The sequence below is a fragment of the Neptuniibacter sp. PT8_73 genome (genome assembly GCF_047778045.1).
GTDB lineage: Bacteria > Pseudomonadota > Gammaproteobacteria > Pseudomonadales > Balneatricaceae > Neptuniibacter.
The window spans coordinates 1,117,137-1,137,731 of sequence record NZ_CP180545.1; the positions used below are offsets into that span (position 1 = coordinate 1,117,137).

At 42.1% G+C, this 20,595-nt stretch carries 1 protein-coding gene (cut by a window edge); it reads left to right on the forward strand.

Going from position 1 to position 20,595, the window contains the following annotated elements:
* Positions 1 to 20,595: the 5' portion of an Ig-like domain-containing protein gene (locus tag ACMXYN_RS04950; RefSeq protein WP_415893756.1), read on the forward strand. The gene runs 15,378 nt beyond the window's last position; only the first 20,595 of its 35,973 coding nucleotides appear in the window; the start codon lies at positions 1 to 3; its stop codon lies beyond the right edge, outside the window.

The window sequence follows — 20,595 nt, forward strand, 5'->3', positions numbered from 1 at the left end:
ATGCGTACTCTCCAGAAGTATTTTCTTTGCCTGATTTCCCTTGGCTTTTCTTCATTTTTATCTGCAGGGATTGATATTCGTTCGGCTAATATAATTAGCAATGACTCTGATAGTTTGGTGTACACCGGAGTCGTCGGTAATTGTTCTGAGCTTTCGATAATTGAAGCAGGTGCATCGTCACAGTTAGAACGATTCTTACTCGAAGATTTAAGAGTTGCTAAGGATGGCTCAGATTCCTGTGAATTTGATTTTTCTCTATCCGGAGCTCAGCGTTTCTCTCCAGTTATTCGCGTTACTAATACTGCTGGTCTGGTTACATTGCACGAAGAGAACTTCGTTTCAGAACAGAATTCACCTGTTTTGGGCGCGTTGAGCGTTGCAATTGATGGCTTGGACGAACAGTCGCTGCAAATTCAGTTAGACGGTGTGTCTGATGATGTTGATGTCTCGTATGTTGGATTTGATATCTTGGGCATTAAAGCTTCTGATTTGAGAGAAGCTGGCGGTGTTGTTGCTCAAGTTCGTACTAAGGCTTTTGCCTCTTCAAATGGCTCTATTCGTGTTTACCCTGAAGAAGATCAGCAGGGAACTTTTTCTTTTGTTTTGCCGATAGCGGATCGTTTGTCTGAAGATGAAATTGCTAAAAATGCAATTGTTCTGGCAAATATTACTGTTGTAGATTCATCAGGAAATCATGATTCAATTTCTCGGGTTGTTCTGACTGATGAGGGAATATCAGAGGAAGCCCTATCGCTGCGTGTCGCTGAAGAATCAGTGATTATAAACAGCCCCTTACAAGTATTTACTTTATCGCCCTTTGTAGATTTTCAATTCCGTGGTGAGGTGAGTTTGAGAGGTGCAGGTCAGGGTATTCAATATACCTCTTCACATCCTGAGATTGTTAAAGTTACGGCATCGGGTTTAGTGTACCCGGTGGCTGAAAGTCTTACTGAAAATGTCACCATAGAGGTTGTTTATCCCGGATTAGATCCGGTTTTGGTTCCAATATCTGTAGATTACACAAAGCAGCTCCAGTCTTTAGAGTTTTCTTTTGCCTCGAACGAGGCTTTTTTGCTTCCTAATTTGAATTCGTATCATCAATTACCTAACTTGGTTGCGGTGTTTGATGATGGTGAAAAAACAGCCATTAATTCTACTTGGCAGCCGGTTCTGTCTATTGGTCCTGGTTACGAAGGTGTTTTGAGTCTAAATACCCTGTCTGAATTAAAATCTAATTCTGTGATTACCTCAGGTTTGCCTGCCGAAATTAAAGCATCGTTTATAGAGCTGCCTGGCTTTGAGGCTAGTCTTATGGTGGCTGCGGAAGATGGCTTACCCGAAATAAACTTTGAGCTTCCTCCAACAATTGAAACAGGTGAAACATTAAAACTTGCTCCAGAAGTGAGCGATGATGTTGCTGTGTCGGTAGTAAGGTTTTTGTTAGATGGTAAAGAGTTAGGTAAGCGAAGTGATAAGCCTTTTGAATTGATGTTACCTATCACTGAGGAGATGCAAGGGGAGGCTCTACTTCTGTCTGCTGAGGTTGTTGATAGTTCCGGCCAGATGTCTGTTAGCCAGGAATCTCTGGTTAGTGTGGTTAAGGCATCCGTGCCACAAGCGCCGTCGTTTACATTTGAAATGCCAGAAAACGGTATCCGAATTGTGGAAGGAGCGCCGCTAACGTCCCAGGTGGTGAGTTTATTGGGAACGCTGCCAGATGTTAAAACTCGTAGCGGTATTTCAAGTGTTGAATTTTTATTGGATGGCGGGCAGTTAGGTGTTGCTAATTTCCCTGTTGTTGAAGTTAGAGAAAGAATAGTGGAAGGGGAAGTCGTACAAGATCTCTATGAGGTATGGAGATATCGAGGCGAAGTTCCGGAAATAGCTACAGATGAAACCAGCTATTCAGTATCAGCGTGGGTGAGTGCTACAAATGGCGCCAAGGTTAAGGCTGATTCGCGTTTGGTCAAAGTTATTCAGAATGAAGGGCCGTCAGTCAGAATTATCTCCCCAGACGCTGGACGAATTGCTACTGCGGGCCAGAAGGTTCCTGTTCTGATTGAAGTAAGTGATGATACTTTGCCATTAGGGACGCAAATAGAGTTGTTTGTTGATGGTCAGAGTTATGCTGTTAAAACAATTCTTGATGAAGATGTTCTTAATCACAATAGTATTTCCCGAGGTTTAGATTCTGTCGAGTTTGTTTTAGAGCTGGATGAAGAAGATATTGGTTCCACACTTGAGTTGCGAGCTAAGGCCGTTGATTATCATCAGGTAGTTTCCCAGTCTTCTGTTTTTCGATTGCCAGTTAAAGGTGATCAGCTTCCTACTGTTGCAATGTCTAGCCCTATTGAAGGCTCGTCTTTTATTTCAGGGCAGCCAATCCAATTAAGAGCGGATGCTGTTGATGATTTAAAAGTTTCAAAAGTAGACTTTTTTGTTAATTCGAAATTAGTGGGCACTGATGTTGTAGCTCCTTTTGCTTTTGATTATGAGACTTTGCCATTAGAGGGGAGCTTGGAACAGGCTTTGGCTGTTCATGCTGAGGTAGAGGATAGTAAGGGCCAAAGAGCATCTAGTAATACAGTTAATATTACTCTGGGCTTTGATGAAGAGCCTCCAGTAATTAATTTGTCATCCCCTTCTATAGCAGAGACTCATCATGGCGATGATGTTGCTGCTGTAATTGAACTGGCTGATTTTGTCTTGAAAGTGACTGGCTTTGATAATGTGCTGGCAGTCAAGGCAGAGCTCAAAGGTATTAAAAAATCAGGTAATGATTATATCTTGACCGGTGTTGATACTGATGTCCTAAGTGGAGATGATTTTCCGATCCAGCAAGTTCCAGGAGTCTTAAATGCTTATTCAGCATTGCGTCTAGTTTCTGCCCCGGCTTTCTCTGGTGCGCAAGGGATTGAGTTTGATCAATACCCTATAGCAATTAAAGTCTTTGATGAGCGAGGTAACTCCAGCAAAGTTGAGGCTGTAGTTGCTGTTTATCCAGATGAAAAACCTGAAGTTGTTGAGGTGGTTACGAGTAAACCTGCTTACCTACCAGCTTCAACTATCGTTGTTGATTTGGTGGCGAAAGACGATATCTCTGTTGATAGGGTTGAATTGGTTTATAGCATTGAAGGTGCAACCGTTAGAAGCCAGATTCTTGATCGCGATTCAGGGTTGATTCCTATGAACCGTGTACTTGCTGCTGATCAGTTTAACTTAGCTGATTTGGCTGTAAGTAATGCTGATCAAGAAATGCTTCTTACTGTTACAGCATATGATGGTCGAGGTAAGGCTTCAGAGCAAAATCAAACAGTTATTCAGATCAATGCTGATCAGGCCGCGCCGAATGGTGCAATTAGCTCTCCCGCTTTAGGGGCTTTGTTTTATGAAGGCGATTCTAAAACTATCAAATGGCGAGTGGCGGACGATAGCCCGTTATCATCGGTAGTGATTTTTGCGAATGAGCAGCAGGTTTTATCGAAAGGTTTATCAAAATCAGTGGAGGCTGGCAGTTTTTCTTATGAGGTGCCTGCTAATTTAGAGAATGTTACGTTTAAAGTTGTTTCCACTGATGTTTTTAATAACAGTGCTGAAACAGAATGGAAGTATCCGATTGAGACTGATCAGCCACCTGTAATTAGCTTCCGTCATCCTTCTCCTGGTAGTCGTTTTGTGGAAGGTGAGTCCTTAACGATAAACGCACTAGTCACAGATAATCGTTCCCTTAAATCCGTCGAGATTTTTGTTCGCAAGGGAGACCAGTATTTACAGCGTAAAACTTTCTCTACTTCAGAATCTAAATCAATTAGTGAGAGCGGTAAGTACTTTAGCGCAAAATTAAGGGTGCCGAGTAATGATCCAGAATTAGAGTTTGGGGTGATTGCTACGGACTCAAGTAACCTTAAAGTTGAAAAGTTACTCAACCTTGAGATTATAGAAGATACTGAAAAGCCTAAGATTAGCATCGTTAAGCCTGCTCAAACGGTAGAAGTATTGCCTGGTAACGTTATTTCAATTGCTGGTAATGCAAGTGATAACGAATACATAGCGAGTGTGGTTCCTCGCTTATTTGATGCTGATGGAAATGAAGTCGCAATTACATGGGATGCATTTTCCAAAAAAGATCGGTTTGAGCAAATAAAAATCCCGAATGCTGGTACGTTCGGTAGTGTAGTTGTTGCAGAGCGTTTCTATAGTGATTTCACAGGGAAAATCCGCATAGGTAAATCGTTTATTGATTATGCTGGGCAGGAATTTGAGCTGTTTTTTGAGGCGGCTGACTATGGTGTAAACACTGTTCAATCTCAGCCAGTTAAGGTTCTTATTAAGCCTGATGTTAAAGCGCCGGTAATTAAATTTAAAAAGCCTTCTACAACAGTGTATGAAGATCAGTCTCCTACTATTTCAGCAACGATCTCTGATGACCTATTTGTTGAATCCTATGAAGTTAAGATTGTGGACAGTGAATCTAGAACTGTGCTTCAAGAAAGTAATCTTCATGCGGATTCTGTTTCAATAAATGAGAAAGATTTATTGGATCTAAGTCGCTACGCTCCAGTACCAGAGACTGGTGCGATATTTACTGTATCTATTACAGCAATTGATCAGAGTGGGAATAGTTCTACACAGCAGCGAGAGGTTAAGGTCTTACCTGATCTATTGCCTCAATTGCAATTCAAAGATGCTTCCCCTGACGGTCAGCAGTTGTCAGGTGGAGCCTCATTTTTCTCTTATAAAATTGTTGATGAATATACTCATAAAGATGGTTTGGAGTTCTCTAACCTAGTCTTTAGTCTCGATCATGAGAATGTAAGCCGACCTGTTTTTGCTGAAGTGATCGAAACTTCAGATTCTAATTTGTTACATCGATATAAAATATCGAATAATTTATATGCATCGACAGAATGGGCTCTGGATGTAAATGGTCAGCCATTTATTTCTAGTGATTCATCGGATTGGACTGTTAGACCTCAGCAAAGAAATATCGAAAGCATTAAGTTGACTGTAGGTGGCACAATATTGGGCTTTGATATTGAATTTAACTATCAAAACCTTTGTTCTGTTGTACCAAATAAAGTATCAGTTCCTGCTTCGGAACTGGTTGGTTCAAATGGCGTTCTTGAATTAGCTTCTGTTTTACCTGCTGGGGTGACAGATCTTCGAATAAAGCCGATTAACAATACCGGTATATTATTGCCATTGAGCACTTTTGTTATCGAAAAAGACTCTTTCTCTGGCAGCTTGAAGTATTCCATTGGTAGTAAAAACTACAGTGCAAGTGCATTTAATTTTATTAGATTAAACCTGATTGCTTTGGATGGCAGTAATGGTTGGCTTCACTCTGGCCCTATGAGCCATTATAAATCCGAGACTTCTCGAATTAGCCGCTTTGCAAGCATCCCATCTATAAGTGGTTTTGCGGATATTCATTATTATGGTTTTTTGAGTGACTACCGATCTGTCGGAGTTGATGCTGTTGCGATCTCGCCATTAGCTACTAAGCGTTTTGTTAAGGACGGCGAGCAGCCAACGCTAAGAATACTGAAGCCTTTAGATGGATCTACTGTTGTCCCGGGCAAAGTCATTGAAATTGTTGCTGAAAGTACAGATAACGGTAATCTTTTGTCTTTATTGACTCTTCTTGATAATGAAGGCGAGGTCTCTGTATCGGGCACTGAATATGGGGACGAAGAGTATAAATTCCGTTATCAAGTTCCTACTACTTGGAATGGCGGTGACCTTAATCTTACCGTGATCAGTGCGGACAGAAATGATAATGAAATCAGTAAACTGATTACGCTTCCAATTCAGCCTAATGCTCCACCTGAACTTTCTTTGAAAGAATTTGCGAGTTACAAAGTTTCAGGGAAATATCAAAAGGTTTACTCAACAGCTGAACGTTTAAACTACGGAGAGTTTTGGATCAGAACAGGTGAAACGTTCAAAATCTCTTCAAAATTAAAAGATGATGAAGCGCTTAGAAAGTTTACGATTACTCGCTTGGGTAAAGATGGTAGCCGTGTCACAGAGTATTCGGAAACTTACAGTAAATCCTGCCCTGATCTACCTATTACATATGTATCAAAAGAAAGTGCTGAAATTACTTTCTTAGAAACTGAGCCTACGGAATATGAACTCAAGGCTATAGATTCTCTTGGTCAGGAGACTATTCGTACGATCCTAGTACATCCAGTCTCTAATGTTGCGCCTGAAATCCGAATTACTTCTCCAGCTCAAGGTCAGTATATAGTTGCAGGGACCTTCAATATTAAGGTTGGTTTGGTTGCATCTGACGATCGAAAACTAAGTTCTAATAAAATTAAGCTATTTGCAAATGGTACAGAGTTAGAGCTTAAGGCTTCTATTTCAGAAACACCGGGTGGTGCATCAGTCATAGAGCAGGCTTACCAATCAATTTATGATGATTTTGAAGCTAATTATTCTATTGATGTTGCTAAGGAATACGGCGCTCGTAACAGTGCCAATGCTCTTGAGTATGTCGCTCAGTATAGTATTCCTAGTGGGCTTATTAAGTTTAATGAAACTATTACGTTAACAGCAACAGTTGAAGATTCTGATGGTGCTGCAGCAAATCATGTTATCGAGTTCTTAGGGGCGGCAGATGAAATTAATCCTGAGATTGCTGTTCTAAAGCCTCAGATTGGTTTTGGTCCTGTAGAAGCTACCGATTTCTCACTTCAGGTGCGTGGATACGATAACGTTAAAGTCAATGAAATTCAGATTTTTAAGACTTATGGCGTTCGTTTGCAAGATGGCAGTTACCTGAAAAATGACTATGGCCTACCAGAACAGATAATCGATTCTATCCCTGACGCTGATTTTGAACCGGTTACAAGAAGTAATATAGAAACACCAATTTATGATCGTTTGGTAACGGTTCCAACATTTGCGGAATTAGCGGATAGCTTTACTAGCCTTTCTGTTCCTGAGGTTGAGAGGTTCGATGTTTGGCTTAAGGTTGTTGCAAAAGATCCTTCTGGTAATGATCGTATTAGAGAAATTAGCTATCCCGTTAGAATAGACAGCCGACCAGTTATCGATGTCCTTGAGCCGCTAGATGGTAGCTACCAAGTTGAAGGCAGCCAGATGTTGGTTAATGCCAATGCCTATGATGATGTGGGTATTGATTCTGTACGTTTGATTGCAACGCAGGGCAGCGGTGATCAAGCAACAGAAATATACAATGTGCGTCTTAAACAGCCTCCGTATTCGTTTGGTGTAACGCTTCCTGCCTTTGATACTGATTCTGCTGACCAAAATATTGTCCGTTTGAGTGTTGAGGCCATAGATACATATGGCGCTCGTGTCGGTGACCTTGATAAGCATACGGCAACGGAAGAGCTTTCTGTTGAAATTGTAGCTGATGTGCCGCCTGTAGTTGTTGTTGCAACACCGAAAACAGGGGATGAGTTTATCGAAGGCCAGTATATGCTGGTACAACTTAATGCAACTGATGACCTAGCCGTAGATTCTACTGCGTTGCATATTGCTGGTTTAGTGGGCGGTGATCAGGTATTGACGGATCGGGTGTTCCCATATGAGTTCTTAGTAGAAATTCCTTATGGCCAGGCAGGTACTGAGCTGAATTTATCCGCTAGCGTAACGGAACAGCGTTTATCTGGAGACCCTCGAACGGTTAGTACAATTGAGCCTGTATCTATTATTGTTACAAAAGATACAGTTAAACCAGAAATCACTGTATTGCAGCCTAATGCCCAAGGGGCAACGGTTGTTGAAAAACGGCACCTCCCATACCGAGTGGAAGTGTCTGATGACGTTCGAGTTAGTACTGTAAAAGCGACTTTATTTGCAGATAAAAACTTAAATGGTTCGTTCGAGAATAATGAAATCGTTTCCGAACGTTTGATGCTTGCCCCTCCGTACAACGGGAGCATGCCAGTTTCAACAATTGAGGACTACCTAGGTGATTTGGCTGAAGGTCGTTCTCAATTAGATCTTCAAATCCAATTCACTGCGGTCGATGGGGCAGGTAATACATCTGTTGATGAGCGTAGTGTAACGCTCTTAAAGAATACTCCTCCTCAAGTTACTGCGATTCAGTTGCTTGATCGATTTGGGCAAAATCTTGGCGATTCAGTAGATGAGATAACAGAAGGGCGAGGAATCGTAGTGAGCGTCCTTGCCTCTGATCCTGAAGTTGGGGTGGATCAAGTTACGTTGTTCTCTGCGTCTGGAGACAACCCAGATGAGCTTGATTTCGCTGAGCTAAAAACAGACAGTTCAGCTCCTTTCCAGTTCCACTATGTGGTGCCATTAGGGCAAGTCGGAAATAAAATCCATTTCAGGGCAATTGCTAAAGATATTGATGGGTACACTTCTGATTTAAGTATCCAGCGCACTATTACGATAAAAGCAGATGTTGCCCCAACAGTTGAGATTATTCAGCCAGATAACAACCATTCTGTAATCATTGATGGCCAACTTATTAATGTTGCGGCTCAAGTAACGGATGATTTAGGTAATGATGGTATAGAACGTGTTGTTTTTTATGTTAATGGTACGCCTGTACATACTGTGTATAACAGCGTTTCTGAATTGACAGGTAGTAGTGCTCAAAACAATGTGTTCTCTGTTGAAATCTCGCCTCCTGAAGATGTCGATGGAATTGAATTACAAGCGGTAGCCTTTGATATTAGAGGTCAGTCAGCTGTATCAGATATTGTGACTGTTGGGCGAATTGACGATACCGTTGTTCCTCAGCTTGATCTGATTGGTCCATTAGATAAAGAAATTCTTACTGCAGGCGAGGCTATTACCGTTGTTGCGGCAGTAAAAGATATTGGGATTGAGTCAGAAAGGCATGTTTTTGCTCAATTCATCAGGGAATACCGAGATATTAACGGTGAATGGCAAGAGTTACATTCTACCGAGATCGAATTATTCAGAGACGATGGTGGTGCAGGAACCGGTGTGCCACAAAGCAAGCCAAATAACCATTACTATGTTTATTGGGCTGATTTTGCCGATGGCCAGATATTAGTGCGTGGTAGCGCATTAAATGAGCGAGTTAGGTTAGTGACTCGTGTAGAAACGCCTCTTCATACCGTAGATCAAGAAACGCTTTATGAAATTGGATATCCAGTTTCAGAACGTCGTTTCTTGAAGCCTCAAGAAAACAGTTCAAATGGTATAGCCAAGTCTGTTTATTATCATGCTATAGATCAGTTTAAAGGGCCGGAGAGAACAGGTGCGATTGTTGCTGCATGGTCTTCCGCTAGTCCAGTACTCAAAGACTCTCAGCTAGGTTTTGATTATAGGCGTTCTGATGACGATACCCTTTGTACAGCTTGTACAGGTATTTTCTTGTCGGAGTTTGATGCTGAGCATGAAGATAACGGCGACTATTTTGTTTATTCAGAGTTATTAAATGGGGCTAGTGAGGTTTTTGCCGGCTCTATTACTGAAATTGAAGCGGATGCTAATTTTGTTTTTGCTTCTAAAACAGGTCTGCTTGAAGGTTCTAAGTTTAAAACAGGTTCTGGTTTCTCCAGTGCGCTTATCTCCGAGATCAATCGAAATGAAGAGACTGGTGCTTCATACTTAGAAAACACATCAGGCGAGTTATTGATCTTTAATAATCAAAATGGTGATGGTCAATTTGGATTACCTTATCTATTAGCGGGGCGTGTTGATCTGCCTTACCCAGAGGTAATGGGGCTGGATCGCAAAGATGACCTGGTGTTTGTAGCTAATGGCTTGGGTGGTGTGCAGGTTGTTGATATCAGCAATGCTGCAGCGCCTTATAGAGTAGGGTTTATCAAGCCAGATGGTTATGCGCGAGATGTTAAGATTCATAACGACTATGCATTTATTGCCGCTTCTCATCAGGGTGTAGTTGTCGTTGATATAACTACTCCTGCTCTACCTGTTGTTGCATCTATAGATACCTTAGGTGTTGCTAATAGATTAGTGCTACAAGGTAATACTCTTTACGTTGTTGATATGGCTGGTGACGGCAGTATTTCTCAGCTGAATGTTATTGATATTGCCGATCCATTAGATCCTAAGCTACAAAACACTGTTGCCTTAGAGCCCGCTCGCAAAGACCTTGTGTCTGATGGTGTCTATGACGTTGAAATAGTTGGTGATCAAGCTTTTGTTAGTGTTCTTTACTCTGATCAGGAAGATGAGCCTAGCCAGGTTTTGGTCGAAGCGATCAATTTAGGGCTGATTGATGAAGTAGGGATTGACGCGACTATTCCAGTGATGATCAATCGTTTTGCGAACCGTACTGATTTTGCTGTAACTGATTTGGCTGTTGCTCGTGGTGGAGTCCATGTCGCCGCAGGACATCAAGGTATCAATCGTCTTGAATTGACAGAGCTTGCTGTTCTTGGGCATCAACCAACGTTTGATGAGCAAAATGTTAGTACTGCACTTGACCTAATTAGATTGGAATTATCTGCGGTACTACCTGCAAACACCCAAATTGAAAATCATCTCTCTATTTACAAAGGGGGGGTAGTCCGTGCAGAGGATGGCAGCTATTTAGTCGGCGAAGATGTAACAAGTGATTTTGCTATCGATTTTGCTGTAATTGAGGGTGAAACCCGATATCGCTTTGTTGATATTGTTCCATCGCAAGCGCTTGAGTCTGCACAGGAATATGTTGTTATTCTGAAGCAGGGAATTGCACCTTTAACGGGTAATGCTCTGTCCCGAGACTATAAATTCTCATTCTTTACATCTAAAGCAGGTGCTGAATCTGGCCCTGAAATCGTATCTATTTTCCCTGCAGCAGGCTCGATTGCAGGTGGCGAACAAGTAGAAATCTCGGGCAGAAATTTTGCAGCTACAGATAAAATTTATATAGGCGATGATCTATTAAATATTGATAGATTTGAAGCGGGTCAGGGTGACTCCGATCTGGATAAAGTTTGGGTAACTACGATTCCAAATAACTCAGGTCCAGCTGCTGTTTCTGTTGAAAATCAATTTGGTATCAAAGCAACGGTAATCGGTGGATTCACGTTTGCTGATTTACTACAGATTTCATTTGTTAATCCATCAGTCCTAAATGTGAGTCAAGCAGGTGAGAACGATGTGGTTGAGGTTGTGGGATATGGCTTTAGCCCGCAAGTACAGCTAGTTGCTTATCCTAGTGGCGATCCGTCTGCTGCAATTACAACTGTGGTTGATGGAGACCGTCTAGAGTTAAAGAGCACAGAGAAAATGCTATGGTCTGTGCCTGATTTTGGTGGTCAGTATCGTGGATTTGTTGATGTTCAGATTCAAGACCAATCAGGTCGACAATATCTATTACCTAAAGCAATTTTCTATGGGCGTTTAGGGGTAAATCGTGCAATTGAAACTGAAAAACCTTTAACGGCTGGTGAAATACGCGAAGAGCTTAAACGTTTAGCTGAAGGTAGTGCTCCAACGATTGTTCCTGATCCATTGAAAATGCCAGCAGGTAGGATTGTTGGATTGGCGTCGGATGCTGACCTAGGTCTGGTTTATGTTTTAGGCCAAGGGATTGAAACTTCTGGGGCTCCGTCATTTGGAAAGGTGGTAGCTGAATCTGAAGTGCGTGAATTATATGCACCAGGTTGGATTAGCCTATTGCATTATGATCGCGCTCAAATTGATCAAGCTGCGCCAATGCATGGCTTGGGCTACTTTGATTTGCCACAACAGCTGAATCCGTCGTCACTTGCGCTGACAGAAAAACAGTTATATGTAACGGCAAAAGGCTATAACTTCCCTAACATTAACCTTCAGTATGAAAAGCAAGTTGTACTGCTTACTTATGATCGAGAAGATCGTTTGCCGGGGGCGATTCCTGATGAAACAGGAAAAGATAGAGATGTTCTGCATTACTTAGCCTTGCCCGTTTCTACAGAACCTAAATCAATGGTTTCTGTTGATGATCTGCTGTTTATAGATGCTGGGAAAGATGGCGTAGTTGTTGTAAGCACAGTCGACTCGGCTAATCCAGTGGTGTTGAGTACGTTGGAAACTGCTCTTATATCTGGATCTCAAGTTAAATTGAGCGTTTCTGATATAGCTATTTCAGATAATCGCCTGCTTGTTAGCGCTAATAAGGGTGTATTCTCATTTGATATTACTAAACCAAGTTTGCCGCAGTTAGGCTATATGCCAACTTCTGGTAATGGTGGCGTATTATCAAAACATGAAACTCTTATCGCTAATATTGGCGATGCTAATATGGTATTGCTACCGGAGGGGGGGATTGCTGTAGCTGATAGTGCAAACAGTAATGCCTTTGTCGTGCCGGGAAGCTACCAAGCTAATGGCTTTAAGCTACCAGGCAGTACTGACAATGTTGATGGATATGTGGGCTTAGGGGTTACCCTCAAGAGCGCAAGCTGTATTGGGTCTGAAAATATCAAATATAATTACCACTTTGTAAATATATTTGATCTAAGCAACCTTAGTAATATCCAAGTGTTAGATGCTGCAAGAGTATCTTCCTGCTCTCCAACTCGTAATGAGATGGATGTTTACGTGGGTGGTGCAACTGAAACACCTCCTCTAATTTATTCTGAAGATGGTTTAGTCATTTTAAGTAATGAGCTAAGTGGAACTGTTTCAGAAGTACAGATACTGGATACCTTTACACCGGATCTAGCTAAATCTATGCCGACTGATGGAATGACAGGCGTAGTATTGGATCAGGCAATTGAACTGCATTTTACACATGAAATTCAGGTGCCGGACAGTGAAGAAACTCAGGTTTACTTATCTCGCTATCTAGCATTGCTATACGATGAAGGGCATCAATTTACTAATGTTGATGTTCAAATCAGTAAAGATACTCAAAACCCTCGAGTTATAAGACTGATACCGCAACAATCCCTTGTTGCTAATTCTAATTATAAAATCCAACTTAAAGCTGAGCCGGCTAGCCGAAGAACAGAAGGTCTTTTTGACCATGAAATTAAGTTTGCTACTGGGTCTGGGCTAGGGGCTTATCCTGAAATCTTAAGCGTCCAACCTGCATCTGTAGAAGTGGTTGGTGGGGTCGTTGATGTTACCGCTAAAGGGTTAGCGTCTCCTGCGTTCACAGTTTCAGGTAAAGCTGTAAGTATTTTGAGTGAAAATGTAGGTGCCGATGGCCAAGTTACGTATTCACTAGAGTTACCTTCTCATTACCCAGGTGCTGCTTCGCTTCGCGCTATTGACGTCGATGGCCGTCAAATCCAGCGTTTGGGTGCCATACAGTATATAGAGCCGCTAATTCTAGAATCGATTAATCCAGCGCTTGGCAGTGTAAATGGTGGTACGAAAGTAACCATTAAGGGTCGAGGTTTTAGTGCAAATGATATTTCTGCCGTCGTTAAGTTTAATCAAGAACCTGTAGCCGCGGGTTCAGTCAAGGTTATTGATAGTAATACGCTAGAAGTTACTGCTCCTCCAGGGCAGTTAGGCAAAGCCTCAATTTTTGTGAAATTAGGCAATGGTCAAGAAGATTCTTTAACCGATGTCTTCGAATACCAGCAGCCGGTTAAATCAGCAATTGCAAGTCTAGGTCAAGATGTCTTCCATGATGTAGAAGTCGATTCATCAGGGACATATATGATTGCTGCTGCAGGCGCAGGTGGAGTTTTGATTTACAACATCGATTCTTCTGCGCTTATTGCAGATGATCAGTCAGTTACAAACAGTGATAGTCTTCGTAAACGAGTTGATAAAGATAAAGACGGTATTGATGATCGATTATTAACTCGTATGTCATTGCCTGGCGGCTATCAAGCCCTAGGTGTTTCAGGCTACTTTGAGCGAAATAATGATCGTATCTTCGTTTCAGCAGCCCGTTTTGAAGATGATAAACCTGTAGATGCTAAGCTATTTATTATTGCTGTTGATAGCTTAGATTTGACTGAATGGACACTGATTAAGTCTTTACCATTAGACAGCGATTTTGCTCGTGGACTAACTGCTGAGAATAACCAAGTTGTTGTTTCAATGGGCAAGGCTGGTATTGGATTTGTCGATAGTTATCTACATACAAAAACGTACCTGTCTAATATTCAAACACTACCGTCCGATTTGCCGGCTTTAGATGTTGCTCGTATCGATCATCAAGCGGCAGAAGAAAGTAATTACGCGGTTTCGGCTGGTGAATATAACTTTGCTACCCAAAAATTAACATCGACAGAGCTAGTCGACGGTGGTGGTTTCCATATCATCCAGCAATCAGCTAAAACGGGTACTAGGGTTCGAGCTAGCTTAGATGTTCCTTCTTCAAGAGTTGTTGTTGTAGGAAATTACGCTTACCTATCAGCTGGTAAAGCGGGTCTGGTCATTGTTGATCTTTCTGACTTAGATGCGCCAAAAATTATTTCACGCGTGACATTAGATGAGTACGTCTATGATGTTTCAGTCAGTGGAAACGTTGCATATCTAGCGCTTGGCAAGTCTGGGATCTTAACTGTTGATGTAACTGATCCTGCGAATCCAATTCAGAGACCTGGTTTTGAGTCCCTAAATGGTAGTTCCGTTAAGGTGGTTCAGGCGACAGCTTACTCGGTTCTTGGTGCTGGTACCGATAATCAGAACCGAGGTGTGATCCAAGAAACGCCTGATCTTCTCTTGAAATTACACCGTGCAGATCCGGTAAATGGCATTCTTGATTACAATGCTGAAGGTATCGCTCAGATACGAATTAGGTTTAACAAAGCTATAGATTTAGCAGACAGCCTAAATCATCAACATTTTAATATTCAAACTGCATCAGGCCAGCAGGTTCCGTTTACGATTGAAATCGTAAATAACGATGCGATCTTAAAACTAACTCATCCTGAGAATTTGTCTGCAGGTACTGAACTGTGGATTGATATCACAGCAGGTCTATCTGCCTACAAACCAGTAATTAGTAATGGTCAAACAGTTAACCTAACGCTGTTTACACTGCTTACTGATCAACGCGTAGAACTTGTTTATCGTGGTTATAGAAATCAGGAATTAGCTATTGATGCTGTTCAGCCACGTCGCATTCAGATTGGCCAATCTGAAGAAATCACTGTTTCTATGCTTGGAGCACCAACTGTTATTGACCGTGTTAGAGGCTCCCTAGGAGGAATCCCTCTACAGATTCTGAATATTATTAGTAGTGATGAAGATGAACGGGTCGCAATAATTACTGCAGAAGTTGCAGGGATTGAATCTGCAGGACAGTACGATTTAGAGATTGAAATCGAACGTGAAGGTTTATGGCAGTCAGCGGAACTGCATGGTGCTGTTCAAGTTGATGCGGCTATTAAACTTCTTTCCATTACCCCTGAGTGGGGACCGCTTAAGGGCGGAACTAAAGTTACTGTCTACGGCGAAGGCTTTGAGCCTGGGAATACTGTACTTGATGGTACAGAGCTAAAAATTGGATCTACGCCTGTTCGTAGTATCAATGTCCTATCGTCGAATAAACTTGAGATTATTACGCCGGAAGGTGTTTCGGGTAAGCACAATCTTTACGCCAAAGATCGTTATGGAAATAGCGCTGAGTTATCCGGTGAAAATGGTTTTGGTTATGGCCTAAGGCAAATAACCCGAGTGACTCCAAATCGTATTACACCTATTGATGTAGTTGTTGATCACGAGTCTGGAGTAGCGGCAGTAGCAACTGGTTACTTCAAACAGATGCGAGGTTCGCAGGTTGTTAAGGGTATTTCGCTACCAGATACATGGTTGGCTGCATCGTTTGATGTCCAGAGCCCTGCTGATCCGCTTCTAGTTGGGGGCGAAAGCAGTTTGCCATCTGGTAGTGAGGGGCAAGCTCTTCTAGAACGATTTGCTACCGTTAAAAAGTTGCAGGAGAAACAAGCGAAAGCCGAATATCTTGATGGGTCTCCGCTGACGCCATCAGAAGAGAAAGTATTGGAAGATGGTAAGGGCATCTATACGCCTGTATCCAACGATTCCCTGCGTTTAGAGCAAGAATTGCTGAACATTAGCGGAGTCGATAAAAAGCGCCTATTTGTTGCGACAGGTCGAGGCGGGGTACACCAGCTCAACTTCGATGAACAAAACGGTTTACAACAAATTAATGAAATCCGCTTCGGTTCCTCAGAAGCGAGAGATTTAGTGTTTGATGGTCGTGCATTATTTGCATCATTAGCCAAGGGAACCCCACCGGACCAATTCCCTACTAGTCCATGTGGAAATACCAATACTGAAGCAACAGTTGCGGGTGTGAAAGAGGTTAGTTATTTAGATGCGGCTGACCCTATCTCTCTCGGAACGCTGGATCACTTGTCTGGCGGTGATGTTATTGATTATAACAATGGCTGGTTGTTCAATGGTGGCTCGCCATCAGCAGTGGCATGGAAGGTATGTAGTGAAGCACCAAGTCAATACACGGCTTACCGCCCTGTAGATACTAGTGAGTCTATTGTTAGTGCGATTAACCTTTTTGATCCTTTATTAACCGAGCAATATGAGTTCACCGGTGCAATCTTCGATACTGAGCATTTCGGCGACTACCTGATTGTTGCTACAGGTAAAGAAGGTGTGCAAATTGTTCATAAGTCACGCCCAGAACTTAGAGCGCAGGTTGTTATTGATGATCAATTGCAATCTCAAACTGGTCGGGCTATCAGTTTAGAGCGTTGGGGTAACTTATTATTTGTTGCTGCAGATGGTGGTGGCCTCGTTGTTCTTGATGTTGCGGATCCTCTAAATCCAAAAGTGGTATCTGCGGGTAATGAAGAACGAGTAGATTCTTTAGATTATTTCAAGGATCGTCTAATTACCGGTGGCGGCACTACAGGCTTAGGTATCTTCCAGTTACCGGGCACGTTTGTAGTGAGCTCTAATGTTGATGAGGGCGAGCTATTAGCGTCTAACGAGAATTTGATTGTTCGCTTCAACGAACCTGTGTCTATCGAATCATTGCAGGCTGAAAATAGTATTAGCGTGTTGAATGTCGATACTAATGAATCTGTTCCAACTATTTTGACTGGATTAGATGCTGAAAATGGCGCAGCGACTGAATATGAAATTGAGTTTGCACATACTGAAGCGACGGATTACAAATTAGTCATTGATAAAGCAGAAAACTTAAGGGGCGGCTACCAGTTAGCTCCGTATAGTGTTCGATTCAGTCGTGCTGTGGAAGGTGCTGTACGTCCGTCTATTTCTTCTATCGAAAATGGTGCATATCACCAAGAATCTCAGAGCACGATTATTGTTCATGGTAAAAATTTCCGTGAAGAAGCGGCTCTTTACGTAAATCAATTCCCAGTTCCATTTGTTCTATTGGATAGCAATACGATCCAAATTGCTGATCATGCTTTAGAACTACTGCCTCTAGAAGTAGGGCAACACCATGTTCGAGTTGATGATCATGGTCTGACATCTGAATATTTAGGTGCAATCCTGAAAGCTGATGACATTTCAAATGTTCAGTTCAGTTTGTCGTCGGATACCGGCTCAACAGAAGGTGGTAAGAAAATCACTATTAAATCTGATTTGAGCGTTATTCTTCCAGGTTCCAAAGTGCTTATGCGCTCGGCTACAGGTAAACAGATCCAGAGTTTATTTACGCCAGAAGGGGATGAAATCGTTAATCTTTACGATGACGTTATCTCTCTAAAACAGTTTACATTTGAATTGCCTGGGGTTCTTCAGCCTGAACAATACAGTGTTTATCTGCTGATTGATGGTATTGAATATTTAGCCGGCGAGTTCTCTTATACTGTGCCTGATGGTTTAGCTATCGGTTTACCGAATTACCCACCACACAAGATAGGTGCGTCTGTAGTTCGTGATAATACGATGTTTGTTGGGGTTAGATCTGGAGCAAATAGGACTAAGAAAAATCGATTCTTAATGAAATCGGGTCTAGAAATCTTTGATGTTTCTATTTGGGATTACCCAGTAAGACTTAGCCAGTTGAGAACAGATTATCCAGTATTGGGGCTAGAACTTGTTGGCAACATGGTTTACCTAGCGGCTAGCCAAGATGGTCTAATTGCTGTGGATATTTCTGATCCTGAATCTCCGCTTCGAGTTAGAACTATGCCTGTTTCTGGGCATAAAGCGACGGATGTTGCTTATAGCCAAGGTCATAATGTCTTAGCGATGTCGGTTGTAGATGATCTTGGAACGGGCTTTGTTAAGTTCTTCGATCTAGATCATGATTCACTCTACCCACCCGTTGGTTTTGACAGCATCAGTTTTGCTGAGGGTGAATTAAAAGGTCAGCCACTTGATATCCAGTGGTTAGGCAATCGTCTATTTGTTCTTCTAAAACAAGGCGATAAGCTGAATATTATTGAATTCACTAACATTCCTGATACATCAATATACAAGGTGCATAAGGTAGAGCGCGGTACAGTAGATTCGCTGCAGGCATCAATGAATGTTCAATATGGACAAATTGCAGTTACTACCGATCAGGAATATCAGCTGTTACAAGAGAATCAGTCGGGAGAGTACAAAGCTGTTTATTGGAACAGCATTGCTCACGCGGGTGCTGAATTAGCTCAAAATGTGGGTAGCATCTTTGTAGCTAACACGGGTGGAATGATTGATACCACCAGTACAGCTCTAGTGATTACGGATATCTCTCCTGTTGATAACTCCGTGCTTGCAGAAGATGAAACCGTTCGTTTCCAGTTTAATGAGTTAATCAATACAGATGCCGATCATATTTCAGGAAGCATAAGCGTTGAAGCTAATGGCTCAGTGATCGCTTCTGATGATTACGAATTAAATGCGATTAATACATTGGCAGGTGCTTATGTAGATCTCACCCTGAGTGAAGGCGTTTATCAAAACCAAGACACTACAATTACGATTAATGGTGTTCGTGCCTTGTCAGGCTATGAAATGCTTGAGCCGGTTTCAGTTAGTTATCAGTTGAAAGCTGATCTGAGACCGTCAATTTCACGTGTCTATCGCGATGAAACCGAAAAGCATTACTTTAAAGGTAACGGTAGTGAAATTGCTGTAATTGAAGGCGTTGGATTTGGTAACGAGGCTGCAGGTTTACAAATTTTTGTAGGGCAAACGTCGGTACCTGCTAACGCAATTAATGCGGTTGCGGATAACCGTATTGAATTTGTAATGCCTAATTTACTACTGGAATATGCGACAAGTAGTTTACCGGTAACGGTTATTAGAAATGAGCTTCAAGACCAGTTGCATGGTGCAATCTTGGTTCTTCCTGAAGTTAAACTACAAGCAGGTGATCCTCTTCAAGGGCCTCCACAAGGTGGTAATTACCTCACGCTATATGGACAGGGCTTTAGTTATGACACTGTTGTTCAGTTTAATGGTGTTACAGCCGGTGATCTGACTGTTTATTCTCAGAATAAGATTAAGATCCGTGTCCCAGCTGGAACATTTGGATATGCAGAAGTTTCGGCCCATAACCGATATTTCCCTGCTGACAAGTCAGTGCTTCCAGAAGATTACTTCTATGCAGGTAATCCAACCGGTTCTGTTGATTTAGAAAAAGACAAGCCGAGTCCAGTTTCAGCCCTTCTGGTGAAAGATCAGTTGGTTTATGCAGTGACTGGCGGTCAATATGACATTATTAATTCTGAGGGCAAAATAGCTAAGCGCTTACGTAGTAATGTTGCGCGCTTGGTCGCTGCAGATGTGTCAGACCCAGTTCGTCCGATCATTATTGAGAAGGAGTTTGCAGAAAGCACTTTCCCTTATCTGTTAGATGTTCAGGGTGGTATTAGTCCAAGTGGCTTTGTGGATATTGAAGGTCAGGGTGCAGATCTGTTTGTAACAGGCGCTAACCGTCTATTCCACTTTGATACGACGTTGGCAACAGATCCGCTTCTGTTAGACGAAATTACGCTTAAAGGCTCTGTGAGAGATATCAAACAGCAGGGTTCACTCCTGTTTGTATCAACAACTGCTGGTGTAAGTATTTATCACCTAACAGACAATCGTAGTTTAAGAGAGTTAACTACAGTAACCAGCCAAGATTTGAGAGGTGCACCAGGAGCTCTGGTTCTTGATGATCAAACGTTGTGGGTTGCTATGCCGAACTCTCGTCGAGTCGTTGCAATCGAATTATTATCTGGTGACTATGCAATCACTCGAGAATTTAGCACGGTTGATTTAAGTGGTAAGCGATTGAAACCTCAAGGTTTGTTAGTTGCTGATGATTTAATTCTTGTTTCTACAGGTACAACGGCAACTGTTCAGGCTTATGCACTAAATGCCGAAGGTGGAGCGACACCTGTTGCAACATTGAATCTGGCTTACCTTGTTCGTAATGGTAATGTCTACGCAGGCCAGATGATCTTAAAAGGTCAAACCTTGTATGTCGCTGCTGGTCAGGGTGATTTGCAGTTATTCGATATCTCCGATTGGATTAAGGGTAAGTACAACACTGAAATCCCATTACGTAACTATTTTGGCGCACAAGGTGATGTGAACGCGATAGGCTTCCACCCAAGAGCTCTATTTGCCGGTACTGCGTTCCCTTATGCAGGAAATGATGCAACTGAAAATCCAATTGCTGACGAAGTTATATCTTCAATTAGTCAGTTAGGTGGTCGTTTAAGCACAATAGTGAATGATCAGCTGGTTGTTGTTGAACAGACACCTACCCCTGAGACTGTA